The 25,796-nt window shown below is 36.2% G+C and carries 24 protein-coding genes; all 24 read left to right on the forward strand.

The features are described from left to right. Positions 1-61 precede the first annotated feature (61 nt). Positions 62-760, forward strand: coding sequence for a polysaccharide biosynthesis/export family protein (locus H8S84_RS01960; RefSeq protein ID WP_187065597.1), 699 nt, complete (start codon positions 62-64; stop codon positions 758-760). 28 nt (positions 761-788) lie between these two features. Further along, on the forward strand, positions 789-3,161 hold the full coding sequence (locus H8S84_RS01965) for a GumC family protein (RefSeq protein ID WP_187065598.1): 2,373 nt from the start codon (positions 789-791) through the stop codon (positions 3,159-3,161). Positions 3,162-3,197: 36 nt separating this feature from the next. After that, positions 3,198-4,142: a GDP-L-fucose synthase gene (gene fcl, locus H8S84_RS01970; RefSeq protein WP_187065599.1), complete on the forward strand. Its 945-nt coding sequence runs from the start codon at positions 3,198-3,200 to the stop codon at positions 4,140-4,142. Positions 4,143-4,398: 256 nt separating this feature from the next. After that, positions 4,399-5,511, forward strand: a complete 1,113-nt coding sequence (gene gmd, locus H8S84_RS01975) for a GDP-mannose 4,6-dehydratase (protein WP_187065600.1) — start codon at positions 4,399-4,401, stop codon at positions 5,509-5,511. Between the two features lie 94 nt (positions 5,512-5,605). Further along, a complete protein-coding gene (locus H8S84_RS01980) occupies positions 5,606-6,475 on the forward strand; it encodes an ABC transporter permease (RefSeq protein WP_230407017.1) in 870 nt (289 codons plus the stop codon). Between the two features lie 6 nt (positions 6,476-6,481). Continuing rightward, the gene (locus H8S84_RS01985; RefSeq protein ID WP_187065601.1) at positions 6,482-7,780 is read left to right on the forward strand and encodes an ABC transporter ATP-binding protein; all 1,299 of its coding nucleotides are present in this window, start codon (positions 6,482-6,484) and stop codon (positions 7,778-7,780) included. A gap of 9 nt (positions 7,781-7,789) precedes the next feature. Continuing rightward, positions 7,790-8,872: a DegT/DnrJ/EryC1/StrS family aminotransferase gene (locus H8S84_RS01990; protein ID WP_187065602.1), complete on the forward strand. Its 1,083-nt coding sequence runs from the start codon at positions 7,790-7,792 to the stop codon at positions 8,870-8,872. Position 8,873: 1 nt separating this feature from the next. Then, positions 8,874-9,620, forward strand: coding sequence for a WbqC family protein (locus H8S84_RS01995; protein ID WP_222621551.1), 747 nt, complete (start codon positions 8,874-8,876; stop codon positions 9,618-9,620). Between the two features lie 6 nt (positions 9,621-9,626). Continuing rightward, positions 9,627-10,556 (forward strand): DegT/DnrJ/EryC1/StrS family aminotransferase, encoded by a 930-nt coding sequence (locus H8S84_RS02000; RefSeq protein WP_187065603.1) that lies wholly within the window; start codon positions 9,627-9,629, stop codon positions 10,554-10,556. A gap of 19 nt (positions 10,557-10,575) precedes the next feature. Then, a complete protein-coding gene (locus H8S84_RS02005) occupies positions 10,576-11,529 on the forward strand; it encodes a hypothetical protein (RefSeq protein ID WP_187065604.1) in 954 nt (317 codons plus the stop codon). 244 nt (positions 11,530-11,773) lie between these two features. Beyond that, positions 11,774-13,054, forward strand: a complete 1,281-nt coding sequence (locus tag H8S84_RS02010) for an ATP-grasp domain-containing protein (protein WP_187065605.1) — start codon at positions 11,774-11,776, stop codon at positions 13,052-13,054. Between the two features lie 10 nt (positions 13,055-13,064). Beyond that, the gene (locus H8S84_RS02015; protein WP_187065606.1) at positions 13,065-14,135 is read left to right on the forward strand and encodes an FkbM family methyltransferase; all 1,071 of its coding nucleotides are present in this window, start codon (positions 13,065-13,067) and stop codon (positions 14,133-14,135) included. Between the two features lie 33 nt (positions 14,136-14,168). Continuing rightward, on the forward strand, positions 14,169-15,299 hold the full coding sequence (locus H8S84_RS02020) for a hypothetical protein (protein WP_187065607.1): 1,131 nt from the start codon (positions 14,169-14,171) through the stop codon (positions 15,297-15,299). A 117-nt stretch (positions 15,300-15,416) separates the two neighbouring features. Further along, positions 15,417-16,292: a glycosyltransferase family 2 protein gene (locus H8S84_RS02025; RefSeq protein ID WP_187065608.1), complete on the forward strand. Its 876-nt coding sequence runs from the start codon at positions 15,417-15,419 to the stop codon at positions 16,290-16,292. A 117-nt stretch (positions 16,293-16,409) separates the two neighbouring features. After that, positions 16,410-17,570: a glycoside hydrolase family 99-like domain-containing protein gene (locus H8S84_RS02030; RefSeq protein WP_187065609.1), complete on the forward strand. Its 1,161-nt coding sequence runs from the start codon at positions 16,410-16,412 to the stop codon at positions 17,568-17,570. Next, positions 17,557-18,540 (forward strand): glycosyltransferase family 2 protein, encoded by a 984-nt coding sequence (locus tag H8S84_RS02035; protein WP_187065610.1) that lies wholly within the window; start codon positions 17,557-17,559, stop codon positions 18,538-18,540. The genes H8S84_RS02030 and H8S84_RS02035 overlap by 14 nt, the downstream gene beginning before the upstream one ends. After that, positions 18,537-19,328 carry a glycosyltransferase family 2 protein gene (locus H8S84_RS02040; protein WP_187065611.1) on the forward strand — a complete coding sequence of 264 codons (792 nt, stop codon included), beginning with the start codon at positions 18,537-18,539 and terminating at the stop codon, positions 19,326-19,328. The genes H8S84_RS02035 and H8S84_RS02040 overlap by 4 nt, the downstream gene beginning before the upstream one ends. A 31-nt stretch (positions 19,329-19,359) precedes the next feature. After that, complete coding sequence (locus tag H8S84_RS02045; protein ID WP_187065612.1) at positions 19,360-20,616, forward strand: glycosyltransferase; 1,257 nt, start codon at positions 19,360-19,362, stop codon at positions 20,614-20,616. Further along, positions 20,616-21,233: an imidazole glycerol phosphate synthase subunit HisH gene (gene hisH, locus H8S84_RS02050; RefSeq protein WP_187065613.1), complete on the forward strand. Its 618-nt coding sequence runs from the start codon at positions 20,616-20,618 to the stop codon at positions 21,231-21,233. Before H8S84_RS02045 ends, hisH begins: the two co-directional genes overlap by 1 nt. A gap of 8 nt (positions 21,234-21,241) precedes the next feature. Then, on the forward strand, positions 21,242-22,012 hold the full coding sequence (locus tag H8S84_RS02055; protein ID WP_187065614.1) for an AglZ/HisF2 family acetamidino modification protein: 771 nt from the start codon (positions 21,242-21,244) through the stop codon (positions 22,010-22,012). A 4-nt stretch (positions 22,013-22,016) separates the two neighbouring features. After that, a complete protein-coding gene (locus H8S84_RS02060) occupies positions 22,017-23,186 on the forward strand; it encodes a glycosyltransferase family 61 protein (RefSeq protein WP_187065615.1) in 1,170 nt (389 codons plus the stop codon). A gap of 1 nt (position 23,187) precedes the next feature. Next, positions 23,188-24,309 (forward strand): N-acetyl sugar amidotransferase, encoded by a 1,122-nt coding sequence (locus tag H8S84_RS02065; protein WP_187065616.1) that lies wholly within the window; start codon positions 23,188-23,190, stop codon positions 24,307-24,309. A gap of 14 nt (positions 24,310-24,323) precedes the next feature. Next, on the forward strand, positions 24,324-25,334 hold the full coding sequence (locus tag H8S84_RS02070) for a Gfo/Idh/MocA family protein (RefSeq protein ID WP_187065617.1): 1,011 nt from the start codon (positions 24,324-24,326) through the stop codon (positions 25,332-25,334). Then, positions 25,334-25,795: an acyltransferase gene (locus H8S84_RS02075; RefSeq protein WP_187065618.1), complete on the forward strand. Its 462-nt coding sequence runs from the start codon at positions 25,334-25,336 to the stop codon at positions 25,793-25,795. The genes H8S84_RS02070 and H8S84_RS02075 overlap by 1 nt, the downstream gene beginning before the upstream one ends. Position 25,796: the final 1 nt, after the last annotated feature.

Here is a 25,796-nt window from a genome sequence, read left to right on the forward strand (position 1 = left end):
TTATATAATATTAGGCCTATTTTGCTTCGCTTCCTGTGTACCGCAGAAAAAGATTATCCTCTTGCAGGAGAACCCAAAGGTGAAGGACATTGCAAGAGCCGATGAGCTTTTAAGGACATTTGACCTGAAGCAGCCGGTTTATACTTTACAGCCAGGTGACGTACTATCGCTAAAAGTGCAGAGCACCACACCTACCGAATATAACTTCCTAAGTACAGGCGTTTCAACTTTTGGCGCCACAGACCCAGTTCTGGATGGTTATACTTTAGATGCGGAAGGTAATATGGTTTTGCCTGTAATTGGCAAAGTTAACCTTAACGGTTTGAGCATGCCTGAAGCCAGAATAAAAGTTACAGAAGCGCTAAAGCCTTATCTAACAGAGCCTACTGTTAATCTGCGTCTGCTCACTTTTAGATATACCGTAATAGGAGAGGGCGGTGGTCAGGGACAGTTTACAACATACCAAGATAATATTAATGTTCTTGAAGCAATCGCTAATGCCGGTGGTTTTAGTCCATATTCTGATAGGGCTAGTATAAAACTAATTCGTTACGAAAATGGACAAGCTAAACTATACAAATTTAGTGTGCTTGATGATAATGTACTGGCAATGTCTAATTTTTACCTGAAGCCAAACGACACCATTGTAATAGATCCACTTCCTGCTAAATATGTTCAGGAAAACTTGTTGGCAAATATTGGCCTGACTCTTTCTCTTATTGCAACCTTGACAGTGCTGATAGACCGGTTCTTAAGATAGTGTAAACTACAAAGTAATTTTTTCTGAATTGGAAAATAAAAATACACAAGATACAGGTTTCGACCTGATAAAGTTAGCCGCTAAAGTTCTAAGTTATTGGTACTTTATACTTGTCTCCGTAATTATTGCGCTTACCATTGCCTTCTTGGTCAATAGGTATACTATACCACAGTACCAGGTAAGCTCGGCGGTAATGGTTAACGAACCCGTTAAAGATGGTGCCTCTGCAGCAGCTGTGCTTTATGGTTCAGAGATCTTTCAAAGTACTAAAAGCCTTACAAATGAATCTATTCTATTAAAAACAGCGGCCCTTGCTTTACAGACAATTCAAAAATTAGATTTTGATGTGTCTTACTACCAAGAAGGTAATATAAAATTGTCTGAGCTATATGGAGGTAGCTTCTTGATAAATGTAGAAATAGATTCAACTTCTACCAATCTTCCGTATGATGTGCTGTTTAGAGTAAATTTCAGTGAAAACAACACCCAGTACCGATTAACTACTGAAGATGGCTATTGGAGTAGCCTCCTCGCTAAAAAGGAGTTCAGTTTAGGAAAGAGTTATGAAGTAGGAGGCTTCGTATTCACATTGCATGCATCTCCTAAAGAGTCTAATTATCCCTTACTTTTTAAAGTAAATAACCCAGAAGCGCTCGCCTGGCAGTATGCAGGTGCATTGGATGTTTCTCCCTACGCAAAAGGATCTTCCGCTTTAACGCTTAAATTGTCTGGCCCTACACCAGCCAAGGATATAGATTTCTTGAATGCCCACATGGAAACCTATAAAGAGAATAACCTGGCAATAAAGAACACAAACGCTACAAATACACTAAACTTTATAGATGAGCAGTTGCAGCAGATCAGCGACTCCTTATATTTTATTGAGACACGACTCGAATCTTTTAAGAAGAATAATGCTGCACTTGATTTGAGTTCTGAAGGAGGCAAGCTAGCCGGAGAGATACAAATTCTTGAACAAGAAAAGGCTGAGCTACTGGTAAAAGATAAATATTTCCAGTACCTGCGCAACTATCTTAAAAAAGGTATAGACAGTGAGGTTGTTGTAGCCCCGGCTAATCTTGGGATTTCCGATCCGGTGCTAAACCAATCTGTCTTACAGCTAATAGAACTGCAGTCTGAAATTTCAACGCTGTCTCAGCGGCCTAATGCTGCCAATACTATTATTGCAAATGAGTTACGGGTGAAGCGTCAGCAGTTCCGTGAATTAAAGGATGTTATACTGGAAAATCTCTCCAGTATTGAAAGTGCTAATAACATTGCTCTTCGCGATATTGATAGAAGAATAGCAAGGGCTACGGCTTCTCTAAAAAAATTACCTGCTGCTGAAAGACAGCTTATTAACATTCAACGCTTATATAACCTGAGTGAGAATTTGTATGTCTTCCTGATGGAGAAAAGAGCGGAGGCTGGCATTGCCAAGGCTGCCAACGCATCAGATGTTACCATACTGAGCAGTGCAGGCGTATCAGCTCAGATATCACCTACAACATCTAAAAACTATACCACGGCACTCTTACTAGGCTTGGCTATACCCATCGGGCTGATCTTCCTTAAAGATTTACTTAATAATAAAATAAGCACTACGGAGGATGTAAAAAAACTTACAAGTCTTCCGATTTTAGGTATGGTCGGACACAATAAAAAAGAGAATCATAATCTTATCGATCAGAATCCTAAGTCCGCACTCTCAGAAGCTTTTAGAACAGTGCGCTCTAACCTCCGCTTCATGACGAACCACGAATCGGAAGAGGGTAAAATCTTTGTTATTACTTCCTCAATCAGTGGGGAAGGCAAAACTTTTTCAGCTAAAAACCTGGCTTACATATTTGCTATATCCGGTGAACGCACTATTCTTATAAATGCAGATATGCGAAAGCCAAACAATAACACAGATTTTGGCGTAAGCAGCGGTGTCGGCCTGAGTAACTATTTGGCAGGGTATGCCAACATGGATGAAGTTATACATCCAACCTTACAAGAGGGACTGTACATTTTGCCTTCCGGTGAGATTCCTCCTAACCCATCTGAGCTCCTGCTTAACAAACGCATGAGCTACCTGGTAGAGGAATTGAAGCGGCGCTTCGACTATATCATACTGGATACGCCTCCGGTTGGTATACTATCAGATGGATTAGAGCTGATGCAGGTAGCCGATGCAAACATCTTTATGGTAAGGCAGAACTATACTTTTAAAAGCTTCCTGTCTAACATCCAGCAGCAGTATGAATCAGGTAAAATAAAGAATACAGCCATTCTCTTTAATGACGTTGACTTTAAGAAGTTAAATTATGGCTACGGGTATGGCTATGGCTACGGCTATGGGTATTATGCTGAGGACGTGCAGGCAAAGCCATGGTGGAAGAGGCTGACAAGTGTGTAAGTAAAATTTGATAAGATTAATCGTACAATTATAACTATGGAGTTAGACTCTAAAATATATGTTGCGGGACATCGGGGAATGGTTGGCTCTGCGATTTTAAAAAAATTAAAGAGCAGCGGCTATGAGAATATTATAACACGTACCTCTTCGGAGCTTGACCTGCGTAATCAGCAGGCTGTACATGATTTTTTTGAATCTGAAAAACCAGATTTTGTTTTTTTAGCTGCAGCAAAAGTGGGAGGTATTCAGGCAAACAATATATACAGGGCAGATTTCCTGTATGACAATGTACTTATAGAGGCAAACATTATACATGCCGCCTATTTAAATAAGGTTACAAAACTTATGTTTCTGGGGTCATCGTGCATATATCCTAAAATGGCGCCTCAGCCTCTTAAGGAGGAGTATTTACTTACAGGCCCTCTAGAGCAGACGAATGAGCCTTATGCTATTGCGAAGATTGCCGGCATTAAACTTTGTGAGGCCTACCGTGACCAGTACGGCTGTAACTTTATCAGCGTAATGCCTACTAACCTGTATGGATACAACGATAATTATGACTTGAATAATTCTCATGTACTACCTGCTCTAATAAGGAAGTTTCATGAGGCTAAGGAAAGCGGCGCATCTGAGGTTGTAGTTTGGGGCACAGGTAGCCCAATGCGTGAATTCCTGTTTGCTGATGATCTGGCAGACGCCTGCATTTACCTGATGAAGCACTACAATGAAAGGACGCTCGTAAATATCGGTACAGGAGAAGATATTTCAATTAAAGACCTGGCGCTGCTTATTAAAGAAGTTGTCGGCTTTGAAGGAGAGCTTACTTTTGACACCACAAAACCAGATGGAACGCCTCGTAAATTAATGGATGTTAGTAAACTGCATAGCACAGGCTTCAAACATAAGATTGAGCTGAAAGAGGGAATAGCCTTAGCATATGCAGACTTTAGAAAAAAGTATACCTCGCCAGCCCTCCAGTAATAACAAGGGAGGGTGCTAAAATTATCACTCTTCTTGTTATTTCGAGCACCGCGAAACCTATAGAATTTGCCCAGAAGATATTCTATAAAGATATCTCTCCAAGGTCGAGATGACAAATAGCGAATTCCCCTCCTCGGAGGGGCCAGGGGTGGGTTAGAGACGCACATATAATTAAAAAAAGAATCAGAAACCTAACTTCAAATAAGAAGTATAAGCATCTGAATATATAAACCCTTTATTTATTAAAGACATTACAATGAAGACAGCCCTTATAACCGGTGTAACAGGACAAGACGGAGCATATTTAGCAGAATTACTTTTAAGCAAAGGATATAAAGTACACGGTGTAAAGCGTAGAAGTTCCATGTTCAACACCGATCGTATAGATCACCTGTATCAGGATCCGCACGAAAAGAACATCAACTTTAAGCTTCACTACGGCGACCTTACAGATTCTACAAACCTTATCCGCATTATACAGGAAACGCAGCCAGATGAGATCTATAACCTGGCAGCTATGAGTCATGTTAAGGTAAGCTTCGATACACCGGAGTATACAGCTAATGCAGATGGACTTGGTACGCTTCGTATTTTGGAGGCTGTTCGTATACTTGGGCTAACCGAGAAAACAAAGATTTACCAGGCATCTACTTCAGAGCTATATGGTTTGGTGCAGGCAGTACCACAGTCTGAAACAACTCCATTTTACCCACGTTCTCCGTATGCCGTAGCTAAATTATATGCCTACTGGATCACGGTAAACTATCGTGAGGCCTACAACATGTTTGCCTGCAACGGTATACTATTCAACCACGAGTCTCCTTTAAGGGGCGAGACATTCGTAACCCGTAAGATAACCCGTGCCGCTGCACGTATTGCTCTTAATCTGCAGGACAAACTTTATCTGGGTAACCTGGATGCAAAGCGCGACTGGGGACATGCAAAGGACTATGTGGAGGCTATGTGGCTGATTTTGCAGCAGGACCAGCCGGAAGATTTTGTGATTGCTACAGGCGTAACCACCACCGTACGCGATTTCGTGAAGATGTCTTTTGCGGAAGTTGGAGTTGAGATTGAATTCAAAGGCGAAGGAGTCGATGAGAAAGGCTATATAGCAGCCTGTAATAATCCGGAGTACCAGCTGGAGATAGGCAAAGAAGTTGTTTGTGTAGATCCAAATTACTTCAGACCAACAGAAGTAGAACTGCTTATCGGCGACCCAACTAAATCAAATACTAAACTTGGGTGGATACCTAAGTATGATCTGGCAGCCCTCGTAAAAGATATGATGCAGTCTGACCTAGAGCTGTTCAAACGCGACACTTATTTGATGGAAGGCGGACACCGCATCCTGAATTATCATGAATAGGCTTTTATTCTAAAAATATAGCTGCACTTTTTTATATACCTCAAAAGGATTCATTATTTTTAAGAACCTTTTGAGGTGTATTTTTTCCAAAACTATGAATACCAACACCCTAATGAAAGAGAATGAAGAAGATTGGACGTTGGTCATCAAGCCTAGCTCTGGTCTTTTTGATTTGCAGCTAAAAGAGGTATGGCGTTACCGTGATCTGCTGCAAATGTTTGTACGCCGCGATTTTGTTGCTGTATACAAGCAAACTATACTTGGCCCAATTTGGTTTTTCCTCCAACCTTTATTTACGACCATTACGTTTACCATTGTATTTGGTAAGATTGCTGGCATTTCCACTGATGGTATCCCTCCCTTATTGTTTTATATGGCTGGTATCGTAGGTTGGAACTACTTTTCTGAATGCCTCACTGCAACCTCTAATACCTTTACCTTAAATGCAAATATTTTCGGGAAAGTGTATTTCCCAAGGTTGATCATGCCTCTTTCCATTGTTGTCTCTAACCTGTTGAAGTTTGGAGTACAGTTCATGTTGTTCCTTCTCTTGTTGGCTTTCTTCATGTTTTCCGGTTCTAAAGTACAGCCAACATGGGCAATAGCATTAGTGCCATATCTGGTGCTCTTAATGGCGGCTCTTGGTTTAGGTTTTGGAATGCTTATATCAGCCATGACCACCAAATACCGTGACCTAAAGTTTCTGATAACATTTGGAGTACAGTTAGCAATGTATGCCTCTCCAGTTATTTATCCGTTATCTACTTTACCTGAAAAATATAAATTGCTTATTCTGGCTAATCCGATGTCTAGTATAATTGAATTGTTCCGATATGCATTTTTAGGAGAAGGAACGTTTAGCTGGCTCTACCTTGGCTATTCTACCTTTTTTGCATTAGCTATCCTGTCGCTGGGAATAATTACTTTTAATAAAGTTGAAAAGTCATTTATGGATACTGTTTAATGTTTTATGAGGATGGCAGTTATTAAAGTAGAAGACCTTTCAAAGCAGTACAGGTTAGGAGAGTTAGGTACAGGTACTCTGTCGCATGACATAAACCGCTGGTGGCACAAGATCAGAGGCAAGGAAGACCCTTATCTCAGAATCGGTGAAACAAATGATCGTAGCACTAAAGGCAACAGTGATTATGTGTGGGCATTGCGCGACATTAATTTTGAGGTAAAGCAAGGAGAAGTGCTAGGTATAATTGGGAAAAATGGTGCCGGAAAATCTACTTTACTAAAGCTGTTATCCAGGGTTACTGCCCCTACCACAGGAAGTATTAAAGCAAAAGGCAGGATTGCCTCACTTCTGGAAGTAGGTACAGGTTTTCATGAAGAACTCACGGGTAGGGAGAATATATTTCTGAATGGGGCCATACTCGGTATGACAAAGGCTGAGATCCGTTCTAAATTTGATGAAATTGTTGCTTTTTCAGGTACTGAGCGTTACATAGATACCCCTGTTAAACGTTATTCTTCTGGAATGCGTGTGAGATTAGCGTTTGCTGTAGCTGCTCATTTAGACCCTGAAATATTAATTGTGGATGAAGTTTTAGCAGTTGGTGACGCGGAGTTTCAGAAGAAGGCTATCGGTAAAATGCAGGATGTAAGCAGGGGAGGAGGTAAAACAGTTCTGTTTGTTAGCCATAATATGGAGGCCGTTCAAAATTTGTGTACAAAAGGAATAGTGTTGCAAAATGGCAGGTTAGTACAAAGTGGTACTGTGAGTGAGAGTGTACAATATTATTTGAGCAACTCCAGTAAGATGGTTTTATCAAAAACTTTTGATGCGGAAAGCGCTCCAGGCAATCATTATGCAAAGTTATTATCTGTAAAAGTTGTAAATGAAATAAATCCTTCTGGTCTCTTCACTACTAATACAGGTTTTTCTCTTAATTTTTCAATACTGAATTTAATTGATGAGAGACAGCAGTTAGATTTTACTTATCACTTATTTGATGAAAGAGGAATTCTAGTATATGTAGGTTCTACTGGTGCATCTCATGAGCCTAGATTTTACAAAAAGGGTACACTGAATATTAAGACGAGTTTTCCTCCAAATATTCTTAATGAGGGTGTTTATACAATTGGCCGATTATTATTTGTTCAGAATCGTGGCCATATATTAACTGAATGGAATGATACATTATCTTTTGAGGTGCTACCTGATTCAGGAGGATATTTAGGTTCGCAAGGGGGGAAAGAAGGAGTGTTGAAAATTTATAATTTACCGTGGGAGGTTACATACAATAATCAAAAGGTTTAGATACAGATAATGATCAATGTAACAAAGACTTTTCTGCCGCCTATTGAAGAGTATCAGGAATATGTATCGAGTATTTTCCAGAGAGCATGGCTCACAAATAATGGGCCTTTACTAAACGAACTTGAGCTAAAGCTGAAGGCATACTTAAACGTACCACATCTATTATTTTTAAGTAATGGTACTGTCGCAATACAAATTGCGATCAAAGCATTAGAATTGAAGGGTGAGATAATAACTACACCTTTTTCCTATGTTGCTACCACTTCATCAATTGTTTGGGAGCAATGTAAGCCAATATTTGTGGACATAGATCCCTTTACATTCAATATAGATCCTTACAAAATAGAAGCCGCTATTACTCCATCAACTACAGCAATTCTTGCAACTCACGTTTTTGGAAATCCATGTGCAATTGATGAGATACAGAATGTCGCAAATAAGAATGGCCTCAAAGTTATTTATGATGCAGCTCATTGCTTTGGTACTATTTATAAAGGAAAATCAATTTTCACCTATGGAGACATAAGTACAACCAGTTTTCATGCTACAAAATTATTTCATACAAGTGAGGGTGGTGCCGTCTTTACCATGCAACCAGCACTTTTAAAGAAAATGGCATTGCTACGTAACTTTGGACATATCACACCTACAAGTTTTGATGGCGTTGGAATAAATGCAAAGAATTCAGAGTTTCATGCTGCGATGGGCTTATGTGTGCTTAAATATGCAGACATCTTAAGATCAAGAAGAAAGGAGCAATGGAATAACTATTTAAATCTTTTATCAGGTTTGAAGGTCCAGTTTCTTACTATTACTAATGGAACTGAAGAATACAATGGATCTTATTTTCCTATTGTATTTGAAACAGAGGAACAGCTGTTAAAATCTGTAGAAGCCCTTAATTTACAGTATGTATATCCCAGAAGATATTTTTATCCTTCTCTAAATACGCTTAACTACGTAGCTTCAAATGAATGTCATGAATCAGAAAAAATAGCGAAAACAATTTTATGTTTGCCGTTATTTCATGATTTATCATATGTAGAACAGGAAATGATAGCAAGAATTTTATTAAGGGTTCAAAATAACTGATATGGCAAGTATTGGCATTATGCAGCCCTATTTTTTCCCATATGTAGGATATTATAGCTTGATTAAGCATACCGATGAGTGGATCATCTTTGATGTTGTTCAATTTATTAGACATGGTTGGATAGAGCGAAACAGAATCTTGAAACCAGGCGAGGGTTGGCAATACATTTCGGTACCACTACAAAAGCATTCCCGTGATACACCAATAAAAGATATTATTATAAAAAATGATGTTGATTGGCGAGATAAAATATTAAGACAGCTAGACCATTACAAAAAAAGGGCTCCCTATTTTAATCAAGTAACTGATTTAGTAAAGGCAGGTTTAAATATTAATACTGACAGTATAGTAAATCTAAACGCAAATATTTTAAAGGTCACCTGTAATTATTTGGAGATCCCTTTTGATTATAAAATATTTAGCCAGATGGAATTAGAGATAGAGCCTGTTAGCCATCCTGGTGAATGGGCTTTACATATAACTAAGGCTCTAAATTTTGATACATATATAAATCCACCAGGAGGTGTTAATATTTTTAGTGATCAACAATTTAAAGCTGCTAATATTAAATTATCATTCCTTAAGAATGCAGTAACTCCATATAATCAAAAAAGACCTTCATTTGAGGGTGGCTTGTCTATAATTGATGTATTAATGTTTAATGATATTAGTAGTGCCAATCAATTAATTGATGATATAAAGTTTATAGATCCTTATTCAAATAAGTCACACAATAACTGTTTATAGTACTTTATGATCACAAAATCACCAACGGATTGCAAAAGCTTATCACGAACCTTATTGTTTACTTCCTCTGCAAGAGTAGCTTGGGGACATTTATTGAAAGCAATAAATATTCAGCCGCCATACTGTGTATTGCTTCCTTCATATATCGGATTTACAGAGCGTGAGGGATCAGGGGTATTTGATCCTATATCAGAGACTAACACGCTCTTCAAATTTTATCCTCTAGATGAAAAGTTAGCTGTAGATTTCGATAAATTCGATGAAATGTTACAGAGTGAGTATGTTAAAGTTGCTCTTGTTATTCATTATTTCGGTATATGCCAGAATGATGTTATTAAAATATCCGAGCTGTGTAAAAAGAATGATGTATTACTTGTTGAGGACTGTGCTCATGCTTTTCAGCTAGGTCTTGCAAATCAAAAATTAGGTATAGTTGGAGATTTTAGCTTCTACTCTTTACATAAATATTTAGCTACGAATTCAGGTGGTATTTTACAAGTTAACAATCCTATATATCAATTAGCTGAAGTCTCAGAAGAGCAGCAGATAGATGAATCTGTGCTAAAACAATACATTATAACTGATATACAGGCTGTAGCTGATATAAGAAAAGTTAATTATTTAAAATACCAATCTATGCTTCAAAACATTCCTGGTATAGAAATTTTGTATACTCTCAAAGATGCAGAAGTACCTCATAATTTTCCAATTAAAGTAAAAAATGGGATGAGGGAAAAGCTTTACTTTTATTTGATGAATAAAGAGATTCCTACTATTGCTCTTTATTATCGTTTGATTAGTGAAATAAACGAAGAGGAATTTCCCCTATCATTTAAGATTTCTAATGAAATATTAAATCTACCAGTACATCAAGATACAACACTAGAAGATATAGAATGCATTTGCAGTGCAATAAGGCAGTTTTTTACATCCTAGATTAAGTATAATAAAAGTAATGAAACCAATAGGTGGATTTTTTGAATTAGAACTTCCAGGTTCCACAACAACATATCATCCTACCGCACTTGCATTGTCTACAGGCAGAGCTTGTTTGCGTCTCATGTTGAAGAACATTGATATATCTAAGTGTTATGTTCCTTTCTTTACTTGTAATGCTTTGTATGATCCTTTTCATCTTGAATCGGTTAGTTTGGAGTTCTATGGGTTAGATAAATCTCTTGATCCTAATGTCACCCCTTCTTTGAGGGCAGGTGAATATTTTCTTTACATCAACTATTTTGGAATAAAATCTAATACAGTAAATAAGTTATTGGAAATCTATGGAGATAAATTAATTGTAGATAATACTCATCTTTTTTTTCATAAGGGATATAAGCATAATTGGTCGTTTACCTCTGCAAGAAAATACTTTGGAGTTCCAGATGGTGCTTATTTATACAGTCCCAGCCCAATATATCCTAAATTAAATAGATTCAAAGATATTTCTTTAAACCATAATTTATTGAGACTATTAGGCAGTCAAGAGAAATCATATGAGGAATATGATAAATATGAAAAATCATTGAATTCAGAAGTTAATTCTATTTCTATAGTATCAGAAAGATTACTGTCACTTGTTAATTATGAACAAGTAAAATCAAGACGTTTAGATAACTTTAATTATATACAAAGTGAACTTGGGCATCTAAACGAGCTAAAGATTGATATCGATGCTGAAACTGTTCCATTTACTTATCCTTTTTTGCCAAATCGAATATTAGATAAAAATAAGCTTTATATCAATGGCTTATTTATTCCCTCATTGTGGAGTGATCCTTCTAATAGAGATTGTTCTGGTTATAGCTTTGACAAAGAACTAGGATTAAGGCTATTGCCTTTGCCTATAGATCATAGATATAATCTGAATGATATGAAGTTTTTAGTTAATAAAGTCAAAGAGTTACTGTAAGTATTATATATTTATCAGCATCAGATGCGTTAGTAACAAGTATTTTGAAATGTTCTTCGGATATCTGTAAACTTCTCGTTAATTGGCCAAATTTAATTTAAATAAAAGAGAATTAACTGGAATGAATAAATACTGTACTTAAACGAAAGAATCATATTCAATTTGCTCTTTATAATACAATCTATGTACTATATATATATGTAGGATTATTGGAAAATTTGAGGTATAGTGTATGCTTTTTTAAATGAAAAAATATAATGTATTAGTATTTCCATGTGGTGCAGAAAACGCACTTGAGATCTATGAGGCTCTGAAATCGAATGTTTTAATTGATGTTGCCGGAGCTTCAAGCATTGATGATCATGGAAAGTTTGCTTTTGAGAAGTATATTGGGGGACTTCCATACATATTTGATCCTAACTTTATTGAGCAGTTCAATAAGATTATTGCTGACAATGAAATTGATTTTATATTTCCAACACATGATACGGTTGCATTATTCTTTTCAGAGAATAGAGAGAGAATTAATGCGAAGATAATTTGTAGTGACTATGAAACAGCCCTAATCTGTAGAGAAAAAAGCAAAACTTTTGCTCTGTTTAAAGATGAATTTTTTATACCCCAATCTTTTGACTTGTCTAATCAAGATATAACCTATCCCGTTTTTGTAAAACCTAATATAGGGGAAGGGGCAAAAGGTACTGCTATCATCAATAGCTCTAGTGAATTAAATTTTTATTCAGAACATCAGGACGACTTTTTAATTCATGAGTATTTACCAGGGCTTGAATTGACAGTTGACTGCTTTACAGATAGGCATGGAAAATTAAGGTTTATAGGCCCTCGAACAAGAGAGCGTATCAAAATGGGTATTTCCTTCCATTCTGAAAGTTATCCATTGACTAGTGAAGTCAGTCATATTGCTACTTCTATTAATAATAAATTAAGTTTCAGGGGACTTTGGTTCTTTCAGTTAAAGCAGAACAGTAAGAAGCAATTCAAGCTTCTGGAAGTTTCTACAAGATGTGCTGGTACTATGTCCTTATATCGTCAACTCGGAGTTAATTTCCCATTGCTGAGTGTTTTCGATGCAGCAGATTTAGATGTAGAAATATTGTATAACGAAAATAAAATAGTGTTAGATCGCTGCTTATATACAAGATTTATACAACATTTATATTTTACTACAGTTTACATTGATTTTGATGATACAATTATTGTCAACTCTAAAGTCAATTTTCATGCTTTAAAATTCCTTTATCAATGTGTTGAACAAGGAATAAAGGTTGTTTTGATTACTAGACACGAAAAAGATTTGACAAAGACTTTGAGTGAGAAAAGAATTGCGTACAATTTATTTGATGAAATTATACATTTGAAGCAAAATGAATGTAAAGGAGATTGTATAGTTAAGGAGCGTGATGCAATTTTTATAGATAATGCGTTTAAAGAACGTAAGATCGTTAAATCGAAATGTAATATTCCAGTATTTGATGTAGATGCTATTCAGAGTTTAACTTTGTAAATCAGAATGTATGCTTATTGAGGATAAACGAGAAACAATTATAAAAAAGGGCTGTGATTTTTTAGAAATTGCTAAAAATGGTGTCTATATTCTTGGAACGAACAAGTACGGGAATTATACAAAGTCTTGGCTCCAGAAGAGGGGCATACCTGTAATAGGCTTTATTAACGACTACAGCCAGAGTAATTATGAAAACACAGAAGTGTTTTCATCATCTGAAGTTCCGTCAGGACAATGTTTAATTAACTGTGTAGTGGAAGGAAGAACGATAGATGCTTACAGCAGGCTTGTCTCTTTACACCCCAATAATATTGTTAATTACTTTGAGCTACAATTAGCATTTCCAGAAGAATTACAAGAGATTGATTTTTTAAATAATACAGATACGATAATTGGGAATAGCCAAGATTATCAGAGCTTATATGATAAGCTCTATGATGTGGAATCAAAAAGTACCTTGGCAAATATTATTGATTTCAGACTTAATAGAAATATTAAGAGCCTTGAAAGCTTCAGGTTTAGAATTAAAGAACAGTATTTTGAACCTTTCTATACCTTAGATGATGAGCCGGTTTTTGTTGATGGAGGAGGGTTTGATGGTGAAACATCACGTTTCTTTGCTAATCTATATCCAAATTATAAATCTATACACTTCTTTGAGCCAAATACAGAAATTATTCCTATTGCAAAAGCTAGCCTAGAGGGTTTACCTAACCTTCATTTTTATGAAAAAGGACTTTGGAGTACTACAAAAGCTTTTAAATTCGATAATACACTTAGTTCAGCAAGCAAGTTCTCTAATGAGGGAGCGATCATTATTTCTACAGTTTCTATAGATGAAGCTGTTTCAGAGAAAGTAAGTTTAATTAAGTTAGATATAGAAGGAGCAGAGTTCGAAGCTATTAAGGGTGCTAGAAATACTATTTCAAAATTTAAACCTGTACTTGCAATCTGTGTTTATCATAATCAAGATGACTTTATTAAAATACCTAAGCTAGTAAATGAAATCAGAAGTGATTATAAGATTTTCTTAAGACACTATACACAAGGGGTATTTGAAACTGTCATGTATTTTGTATAGTCTTTAGATATTTATTGATAGAGCCGTACATCAATGGTAGGAACAGGACAGGAAAAGTTGATATTTCATAAATTAGCAAGTGTGTTTATAAGAGCTATAAAGAAAATTTCACGTGTTTCTACTACAATGTATTTGTACCTGAAGTACAGGTTTTATCTATATGGTTTAGAAAGACAAAGTTTTAGCAATAAGAATGTGGTCCTTTTTTTTATGCATCCTGACGAGGACGTTAAAGCGGGGGGTATACTTTCTATTTATTTTATTATTGATAAATCTGAGAAGATCTTGGAAGATGCGGTTGTTCTTCCAGTTACGCTGTCAAAGTTACCTGGTTACACTAGGGTTGCCTGGTTTGAAAACAAGTGGTTTATCTATAACTTATATTATATAAACAAAAGTCTTCAAAAGGCGGATACTATTTTATTACATGTTCCTGAGGTATTTTTCAACCTATTTTGTGAATTGATAAAAGAGCATCAACTTTTTGAATTAGCAAAAAAGATTAGAGTAAATATACTTAATCAGAACGAGCAGCTTATACCTTCAAAGGCTTTAATTGAGGCGAATAAAAGGATGTTTTGTTCGCTAACAATGACTTTAGCATTTGAGGCAAATACAAAAAATATCTATGAGTATTTAGACAAGAAGCCATATTTTATAAGTGCCTGGTTTTACAGCTATACAGTAGAAAATAGTTGTTATGAAGAAAAAGAGAATATATGTATAATTTCTCCTGACCCGAATCCTTATAAAATGGAAATTGTAAAGATGTTGAATGATGAGCTTCGATTACAATGTATAGAAGTTACTAATATGGCGTTTAGTGACTTTCAATTACTTCAGAAAAGAGCTAAATGGAGCATTTCTTTTGGTGAAGGTTTTGATAATTATTTTGCCGGAGCATTTGTAAAATCTGGTGTTGGATTCAGTGTTTATAATTCTATATTCTTCCCCAAAAGTTTTGATAGTGGCTCTTTACCTGAAACCATTTTTGTAACCTATGAGGATATGAGAGAAAACATTGTGAAGGCTATTAAGAGTCTCGACAATAAAACCTCATATGAAAAGTATGTTACTCAAGTCAAGCCATTGATTCTGGAACACAGTTCACCTGAGAAGGTTGAAGAAGCTTTAAAACATTTTTATGCCAACGAAATAAGTTAATTTACTTTACTATTATCGGATTCAATCGTGGTTTCTATTATAGTACCTAATTACAATCATTCCTCATTTCTTGAGCAAAGCAACTCTAATGAGGATAATATAACAGAGTATAAAATTATGTCGGACCATAAAATCACAGTATGTATAGCAACTTGCAATGGAGAAGATTACATAGAGCAGCAAATAAACTCTGTAATTAATCAAACCTTTCCACCTTATGAGATAATTATTTCTGATGATAACTCAACAGATAATACCATAGCAATTATCAGGAGAATAAAAACCAATATACCGATAAAGATATACATCAATAAACAAAGACTTGGGTTCGTTTACAATTTTGAAAGAGCTATACAATCTGCTACTGGAGACTTTATAGCTCTTTCTGATCAAGATGATATATGGGCTAAAAATAAGCTTGAGGTGCTGGTTAAGCAAATAGGCTCACATGCTTTAGTTCATTCAGATGCTTTTTTAATTAACGAGGTTGGAGTTCTCACACACAAATCTTTTACAAAGTATTATAAAAAAGACTTATATCAACCTGTTCAAAAGTATTTTGAAGGTATAAATAATGTGACAGGATGTACTTGTTTATTTAGATCTTCTTTAAAAAGAAAAGCTTTGCCATTTCCTACTCATTTGCCTTACCATGACTGGTGGCTAGCATTAGTGGCATACAATAATGGGGGAATTAAATATGTTGAGGAACCCCTAGTAGGTTACAGGCAGCATTGTAATAATTTTGTAGGTGCTGACAATAAGGGTACTACAATTGCAGTTGAGGCTTTCTTAGATCAAAAGTTATTATATAAAAAAGGACTTATTCATAATCAAGATTGTTTAAATCTAAGTGCAGAACAGAGAGAAGCATTATATGATAGCTTTGTTGAAAGCTTACTTCAAAAATATAAACTACAAAAGTTTATGCGCTTTAAAAAATTAATAAGTTGGACTTATAGTAAATACACTTTGATTTTAAAGAAGCTGTAGCTACAAATACGGATTTCAGGTCATAGCTCCTGATTTTAAAGTTGTACCTTTAAGCTATCTAAATTTTAAGATCATATAACTATATGATTTATCACTAACACAACCAAAGCTCTATATATGTTACGGCCAATAGCATTTTACCTTCCCCAATTTCATCCAATACCTGAGAATGATATGTGGTGGGGTAAAGGCTTTACCGAATGGACTAATGTGTCAAAGGCTAAACCCTCTTTTACAGGGCACTATCAACCTCATTTACCTTCAGAGTTAGGATTTTATGATTTAAGGCTGCCAGAGGTACGTGAGCAGCAGGCCTTATTAGCAAAGGAGCACGGGATTTATGGTTTTTGCTATTATCATTACTGGTTTAATGGGAGAAGAATACTTGAGAGACCATTCCAAGAAATTCTTGAATCAGGTAAACCTGATTTTCCATTTATGCTCTGCTGGGCAAATGAAAACTGGACGAGAATATGGGATGGGAGTGATAACGAGGTTCTGTTGGAGCAGAAGTATTCTGCGCAGGATGATATTGCTCATATAAAGTCATTGCTTCCTACATTTAACGATCCGAGATATATAAAGGTAAATGGGAAACCTGTTTTTTCAGTTTACAGATCCAACAAGATTCCTGATGTAGCCGCCACAATTAAACGATGGCGAAATGAAGCAGTTAAAGCTGGATTAGAACTTTACCTTTGTCGTATAGAGAGTTTCGGAGAAAGTGGTAGTGATTATTTAAAAGATGGATTTGATGCGGCTATTCGGTTTGAACCCTTTAGCTCTAACTTAAAAGCTTATAAAGACCATTTAATTAGAAAGCATTATAATAACAAATTAAGTAGTTGGTTCATAAAATATGCTCTTTCTACGCGTGAAAGGAGAAACAAAAAGATCTCAGGTTTAACAAACCGGATAGATTATGAAGACTATGTTAATTTTACTAAAAAGCTAAAGTCAGCAGATTACAAAGTCTATCCAGGTATAACTCCTATGTGGGATAATACTGCACGTAAAAAGAGTAGTGCTTTTATGTTTATAAATTCTTCCCCAGAAATATATAAAGAATGGCTTAGTTTTGAAGTGGAAAGGTTTAAACCGTTTGGGCATGAAGAAAATTTCATATTCATTAATGCATGGAATGAATGGGCGGAAGGAAACCATCTGGAACCATGTCATAAGTGGGGACGAAAGTATTTAGAAGTAACAAGAGATGTTTTCCTTAAAAGTGACGGAACTGATAATTATAAATTACTAATGCCGAATGAAATCAAGTGATAAACCTCTTATTTCAGTTATTGTACCTGTTAAAAATGGAGATGCCTGGTTGGATAAGTTACTTCAATCAATACTTAATCAAACATTAGCTAATAGAACAGAGATTATCGTTATTGATTCTGGATCTACTGATGATACTTTATCAATCTTAGCTAATTATTCTGTAAGGTTAATATCTATTTCTCCTGAAAATTTTAATCATGGTACTACACGAAATATGGGTGTAGAATATGCAAAAGGAGAGTTTGTCGTCATGACAGTACAGGATGCTAAGCCAACTGATAATAAATGGTTGGAGCATTTGTTAAATGGTTTTGATGACACTTCGGTTGCAGGTGTCTGTGGACAACAGGTAGTACCGCATGATCTACGGACGAATCCTGTAGAATGGTTCCGACCGATTTCACCTCCCGGTAAGCGCAAAGTCTATTTTAAATCAGAGCAGGAATTCTTGTCTTTATCTCCAAATGAACGAAAATCCTTATGTGGGTGGGATAATGTGAATGCGATGTATAAAAAAGAAATTCTGTTAAAACACCCCTTCAGAGAGGTTAGTTTTGCTGAGGATGCACTATGGGCTCATGACATATTAAAGCTTGGGTATAGTATTGTGTATAATACAAATGCTAGGGTTTACCATTACCATTACGAGACTCCTGATTATACTTTTAGAAGAAGCTTTACTGAACTATATCACAGGTATAAAATATTTGGTACCAGACCGGAACTACCAAAAAATGGTTTATTAACTACTTTAAGGCATGTAAAGATTTTACTTAAAGAGCAAAACATTAGTTGGCTCGAAAAATATAATTGGTTAATATTTAATTATAACAATAGAAAAGCTTCAGAGGCTTCTGTTTTTATATTTAATCAAGCGCTATCAAGAGGTGATGAAGAGCTTGAGAAACAACATGATTTTTATTGTAAAAGTGTTCCACAGGCTAATAAACCTATAACTTTAATATGAAAGTTAAGCCTCTTATTAGTGTTTTAATGACGTCATATAATAGGGAAGAATATATTGGAGAAGCTATAGAAAGTGTGTTAGCTTCTACTTATGAAAACTTCGAATTAATAGTTGTTGACGATAAGTCGAATGACGGAACTGTACAAACTGCAAAAACCTATGCCGCAATTGATAATAGGGTAAAGGTGTTTGAAAATGAGGTAAACTTGGGTGACTATCCTAATAGAAATAAAGCGGCCACCTTCGCTACTGGAAAGTATATTAAATATCTTGATTCAGACGATATTATTTATCCTCATGGCTTGGAGGTAATGGTGTCATGTATGGAGCGATTCCCTAGTGCAGGTTTTGGCCTTTCTTCTAAAGGTGAAGTCAAAAAGCCTTACCCAGTACTTCTATCTTCAGCTGAAGCTTACCGCGAGCACTTTAGTGGCTTTGGACATTTTGATAGAGCTCCTGGTTCATCGATTATAAGGCTAGATGCCTTTAACTCCGTTGGAGGCTTTTCAGGAAAAAGAATGATAGGAGACAATGAGCTTTGGTTTATACTAGCCAGAAACTTTCCAATGGTTAAATTTACCAGAGATCTTGTATGGGACAGAGTACACTCTGGACAAGAATCGAAAACTGTCTACGCGAGAAAATATGACCAATTAAGACATGCAGTGATTTATGAGGCACTTACTCACAAAGCATGTCCACTTGATGAGAAACTCAGAAGTGATATACTCAGGAGACTGAGAACAGCTAAACTAAAAAGGCTCGTAAAAAGGATATTTAAATTATAATTAGTAGTGCAAAGAATAAAGTAATGGATACATGCATATCTTAATTGTTCCGTCTGAAGAGTTTTTACCCAAAGACAATCATTTATTAGGCATATTTCAACGAGACCAAGCTCAGGCTTTAGCTGATTATGGAGTGAAAGTTGGTGTAATAGGGGTATCCTTGAGGTATTCTATATTCATGATATGCAAAGCAATTGTTTATAAGGCTTTTTTATTGAAAGGCACAAATTCCCTCTATGTTTTACCATTGGCAAAGCTGTTTAAGCTCCTGTTTAAGGCCCTAGGCAGAAACATTTACTTCATTCATGAAAAGAGCGCTAAGTATAACGTTTTGCGTGCAACTGGATTTTATTGGCCTTACCCTAACAACGATTATACTTTATATTCATGGGGTCATACTTTTGATATGGCGATTAAAGAATACATTTCAGAATATGGCCGACCAGATATCATTCATGCTCATAATGCTCATTTTGCGGGAATTGCTGCTAACATGTTTCATAATAATTACAATATACCTTTTGTGATTACAGAGCACAGTAGTGAACATGCAAGAAATTTAATCCCCTCAGCTTACGTTGATAAGATAAAAAGTGCTTATAATAATAGCTCAAATGTTATTGCTGTTAGCATGCAGTTAGGTTTGCTTTTAGAAAGCCAATATGCGCTTGACAGGTCATGTGCTATTGTGCCAAATATAATAGATAAATTATTCGAAACACTCGATAACAACATTGGTTTCCGCCCAACAGAGACTTTTACTTTCTTGAATATAGCTTCACTTGATGAGAATAAGAACCATAAGCTCTTGATAAAAAGTTTTGCTAAATTTCATAGTAAATATACGGAATCCATACTTAAAATCATTGGTGACGGTCCACTTTATGAGGAACTGATATATTTAGCAAATGAGCTAAGCCTAACTTCTAACATTATTTTTTTAGGAAGATTATCACGAGAAGAAGTTCTCAATGAACTTTTAAGCTGTTCAACGTTTGTATTATCCAGTAATTATGAAACTTTTGGTGTAGTCTTAATTGAAGCACTAGCTTGTGGTAAACCAGTAATTGCAACAAAGTGTGGTGGTCCAGAATCAATAGTGAAGGAGTATAATGGTATGTTGATACCAACAGATTCAGAAGAAGAGCTCATATATGCCATGAAAAAAATGTATCATAGTATCTCAGAATATGATAGCCATGAGATTAGACGATGCTGCCTTGAAAAATATGGTAGCAATGCTGTTGTTGGCTCTTTGGTAGAACACTATAATGAGATATTAAATTAATGATTACCATCATTGACTACGGAATAGGAAACTTAGGCTCATTAAATAATATGCTTAAGAAAGCGAGTGTTGCATCTGTTATTACAAGTGAACCTGAAGTAATTGAAGGGGCTGAGAAACTTATTTTACCAGGTGTAGGCTCTTTTGATCATGGGATGCATCATCTGCTTAATTCAGGTCTGTTACCAATACTTGAAAAGAGAGTACTACAGGATAAGGTGCCTATATTAGGTGTTTGTCTTGGCGCACAATTGATGACAAGAGGTAGTGAGGAAGGCGAGTTGCCTGGATTAGGCTGGATAGAGGGTAATACTGTAAAGTTTGACAAAGCCAGGCTGCCCCAGAGTTTGAAAATTCCGCACATGGGCTGGGGTGACACTAAATTTTTGAAAGAGCATAAGTTGTTTGCAGATATTCCAGAACAGCCAAGATTCTATTATGTACACTCTTATCATTTTGCACTTGAAAGTGCGTCGGATAAACTGGCTGAGGCAAAGTATGGATATGATTTTCCGGTAGCTTTTGCGAGAGACAATATTGCAGGTGTTCAGTTTCATCCGGAGAAAAGCCATAAATTTGGTCTAAAATTGCTATATAACTTTGCAACATTGCTTTAGCTTTGACTATGAGGAGAATCAGGGTGATCCCGATACTGTTACTTCATAATGAAGGATTAGTTAAGTCGGTTAAGTTTAAGGATTATAAGTATATAGGAGACCCAATAAATGCGGTAAAAATCTTTAATGACAAAGAGGTAGATGAAATTGCCATTATTGATATAACTGCAACTGCGCAAAAGCGTAAACCTGATCTTGCAAGGATAAGGGCCTTGGCAAGTGAGTGCTTCATGCCAATGGCATATGGCGGAGGAATATCAGCTCTAGATGAAATTAAAAGTATATTTTACGCCGGGGTAGAGAAAATAATCTTAAATTATGCTGCGTATCAAAATATAGACCTAGTTTCAGAAGCAGCATCTATTTTTGGCAGCCAAAGTATAGTAGCGTCAGTTGATGTGAAGAAAAATTTTTTTGGCAAGTATAAGGTATACACCATGAATGGATCGGAGGCATTAACTTTAAGTCCTGAGCAGTATGCCAAACGTTTGGAAGATGCAGGAGCTGGAGAAATTTTACTAAATTCTATAGAAAATGACGGTAAGCAGAATGGGTATGATACAGAACTTATAAAGCGGGTTGCTGATGCCGTAAACATACCTATAGTTGCAGCAGGAGGGGCGGGCTCTGTACATGATTTCTATAATGCTGTGGAGGTAGGAGCCTCTGCCGTGGCAGCTGGTAGTATGTTTGTTTTCCATGGGAGTCACCGGGCTGTGTTAATCAATTACCCTGATCAAGCTGAGTTAGCATCTAAATTGTTTAATTTGCTCGATTAGTCTTATGCAAATATTGGTTTCTCTGATAAAAAATGTACTTAAACTACTTTTCCGTTATGTACAATGGAATTTTAATGGAGTCCAGACTCCAAATGGTGAAATCACTGTAGAGCGCTATTTATTGAAAAATGAGGCTAAAAAGGCAAAATTGTTATCTATTAGCGAAACCTCAATAGTTAAAGAGAGGCTACCTGTATCGGTAAATTCCAGTTTACCAAGTGTTTTCCATAGTCTTACCAGAAGAATAGTTCCAGCGAGCTTTATACTTTCTCTACCCAATGCCAGAGTTTGGGGGGCACACGGAGCAGTTGTAAGTTATTCTAATTATTTATTGAAAGATATAACTCAGAAATTCGGAGATAAAGATAAACCGCATCTGATTTTTAATAAAATCTTTTTAAAAAAACAGGAATTTAAAAAAGGAAAGATTGCAGTTTTAGCTACTTGCGGGAGTAATGTTTATTATCATTGGCTTTTTGATGTTCTTCCCAGACTGTTCCTTTTGCAAAGAAAGTTTTCATTAGATGAAGTTGATGGAATAATTCTGGATTTTACTGATCTACCTTTTCAAAGAGAGACTCTGGAATTATTAAATTTTGATTTTAATAAACTTATTAGGAGCAATAATAATTGGGATTTTCATATTGAAGCGGAAAATCTTTTGGTGCCATCGTTGCCTTCAACTCTTGGTACAATCAATAAGTGGCAATGCGAATTCCTGCGATCTAGCTTCTTACCAAGTACCAAAACGCAGAAATTTGGCAAATATGTTTATATTAGCAGAGGTATTGTAGGTAGAAGAACAATTGCAAATGAGGAGGAACTACTGCCATTATTGTCTAGATTAGACTTTCAGATTTTTAATTTAGAACAATTATCCTTTACAGATCAGGTTAATCTCTTCTCTAATGCAGATGTAGTTGTAGGGCCACATGGTAGCGGATTTAGTAATATTGTATTTTGCAAACCAGGAACAACAATAATTGATATCCAGCACCCTGATTATATTAATACCTGTTTTTGGATTTTAAGTAATCAGTTAAATTTATGTTATCATTTGTTTTTTGGAGAGTGTGGTAACAATAATAGTTCTTCAGACGACAATAAGAATAAAAACATCTTTTTAAACCTTGCGGATCTTGAGAAGATTCTTCAACCATTAATTTGCATTTAACATGACTTCAGGATTTTCTCAAATATGTAAAAGATGTGTTATGGACACATCAGATGGTAGTATTTTTTTTGATGAGAATGGCTTTTGTAATCATTGTAATGACTACATCGGTAAAGCTGAGAAAGCTCTTGAGTATTCTGATTTAGAGTTAACCATACAAGAAATTAAATCAAAGAAAAAGGGTAAATATGATTGTATAGTAGGGCTTAGTGGGGGAGTAGATAGCAGCTATGTAGCCTTGCAGGCGAAAAAGTTGGGTTTGAGTCCTTTGGTTGTGCATTTTGATAATGGTTGGAATTCTGAATTGGCAGTTAAAAACATTCAGAATATTGTAACAACATTAGATTTCGATCTTTATACCCTAGTAGTAGATTGGGAAGAGTTTAAGTCTCTACAACTAGCCTATTTGAGAGCCTCGGTTGTAGATATAGAGGTGCCTACTGATCATGCCATTACAGGTACAATATATAGGCTAGCAAGTAAATATGGTATTAAATATATACTAAGTGGATCTAATATAGCCACTGAGTCTATAATGCCAGATAGCTGGATATATAGTAAAAATGATGCTATTAATTTAAAAGCAATAAATGATTCTTTTGGATCGATTAAATTAAGAACATATCCAGTTTTTAATTTTTTAGACTATACATTAGCTACTGGACTAAAAGGTATCAAATCAGTCAATATTCTAAATTATATTCCATATAATAAAGATGAAGCTAAAAAAATTCTTACTGATGAACTCGGTTGGAGAGACTATGGCGGGAAACATTATGAATCTATTTTTACTAAGTTTTATCAAGCTTACATTCTTCCAAGCAAATTTAATATAGATAAGCGAAGAGCGCATCTATCCTCTTTGATCTGTTCCGGCCAAATAACCAGGCAAGAAGCGCTAAAAGAGCTTGAACGTCCTTTGTATTCTGAACAGGAATTAGCAGCAGATAAGGAGTATGTGTTAAAGAAGCTTGGCTTAAGTGAAGAAGAATTCGAAAACATAATGAACCTGCCTGTACGAAGCCATAATGAGTTTGCCACTGATCGTAACCTGAAAGAGGGCTACATGGAACTGCTTAGAAAAACGAGCCGGTTCAGAAAGCTGCTTAAATTTTCCCGATAAAACCAACCTCTAAGATGAGTATCAGATTTGCAATTATCGGCTGCGGCCGCATTGCCAAACGCCATGCAGAGCACATTTCAAAAAATGGAGAGCTTGTTGCTGTTTGTGATATTGAACCTGCCAGAGCAGAAGAGTTAGCGACATCTTATGGAGCACAGGCGTATTCTTCAGCAGAGGCTATGCTTTCTGCTGAAAGAGAAAACATAGATGTTGTTGCAGTGTGCAGCCCTAATGGGTTACACGCTGACCATTCTATACAGGCGTTGCGTGCAGGGTGCCATGTACTCTGTGAAAAACCCATGGCCCTTAGTGTACATGACTGCGGTGAGATGATAAAGGAAGCTGAGAAAGCAAACCGTCGGCTTTTCATCGTGAAGCAGAACAGGTACAATCCACCGGTGGCAGCGGTAAAAGATCTGATAGATGAGGGCCGATTAGGTAAGATCTATAGCATTCAGTTAAGCTGCTTCTGGAACAGGAATCCGGAGTATTACTCAAATTCCTGGAAGGGAACCAAAGACCTGGACGGTGGCACACTTTATACACAGTTCAGCCATTTTATTGACTTGCTTTACTGGATGGTTGGCGATGTAAAAAGTGCACAGGCATTTACAGGTAACTTTGGGCACCAGGGCATCATCGAGTTTGACGACAATGGTGTGGTTGCTTTGCAATTCTACAACGGTGTAATTGGTACGATCAATTATAGCGTAAACAGTTTTGGCAAGAACATGGAAGGTTCTCTTACTATTTTTGGTGAAAAAGGTACTGTGAAAATTGGTGGTCAATACCTAAATGAACTGGAGTACCAGCACATTGACGGCTACGAAATAAAGGATCTTCCTGCCGGGAACCCGGCAAATAATTACGGGCAGTATTTTGGCTCCATGTCTAACCATGATAAAGTATATGCTAATGTGGTGGACGTGTTATCTAATGGGGGAATTATAGCCACGAATGGCTTCGAAGGCCTGAAAACAGTTGAAATCATTGATAAAATATATACCCAGGCCGTAAAGCTGTAATGAAATACATAAAAAAAGAGGCAGGCATTAAAAATGTTAACTTCGGAAAAGATGTAGTGGTAGTGGAGCCTGTGAATATGTATGGCTGTACCATCGGGGATAACTCTTTTATTGGACCTTTTGTAGAGATTCAGAAAGATGTTCGCATAGGCAATAATTGCCGCATTCAGTCTCATGCATTCATTTGTGAGCTTGTAAGCATCGGAGATGATTGCTTTGTTTCGCATGGCGCTATGTTTATTAATGATCTGTTCGCTACCGGTGGACCGGCACGCGGAGATAAAAGTTTATGGAGACAGACCACGATTGGAAACAATGTTTCTATTGGTACCAACGCCACTATTCTTCCTATAAGTATATGTGATAATGTTGTAATAGGAGCAGGAGCAGTTGTGACAAAAAATATTACAAAGCCAGGTATTTATGCAGGGAACCCTGCAAAACTTATAAAGACACTTTAAA

The organism is Pontibacter cellulosilyticus, from assembly GCF_014306105.1.
In the GTDB taxonomy this organism is placed as follows: Bacteria; Bacteroidota; Bacteroidia; order Cytophagales; family Hymenobacteraceae; genus Pontibacter; species Pontibacter cellulosilyticus.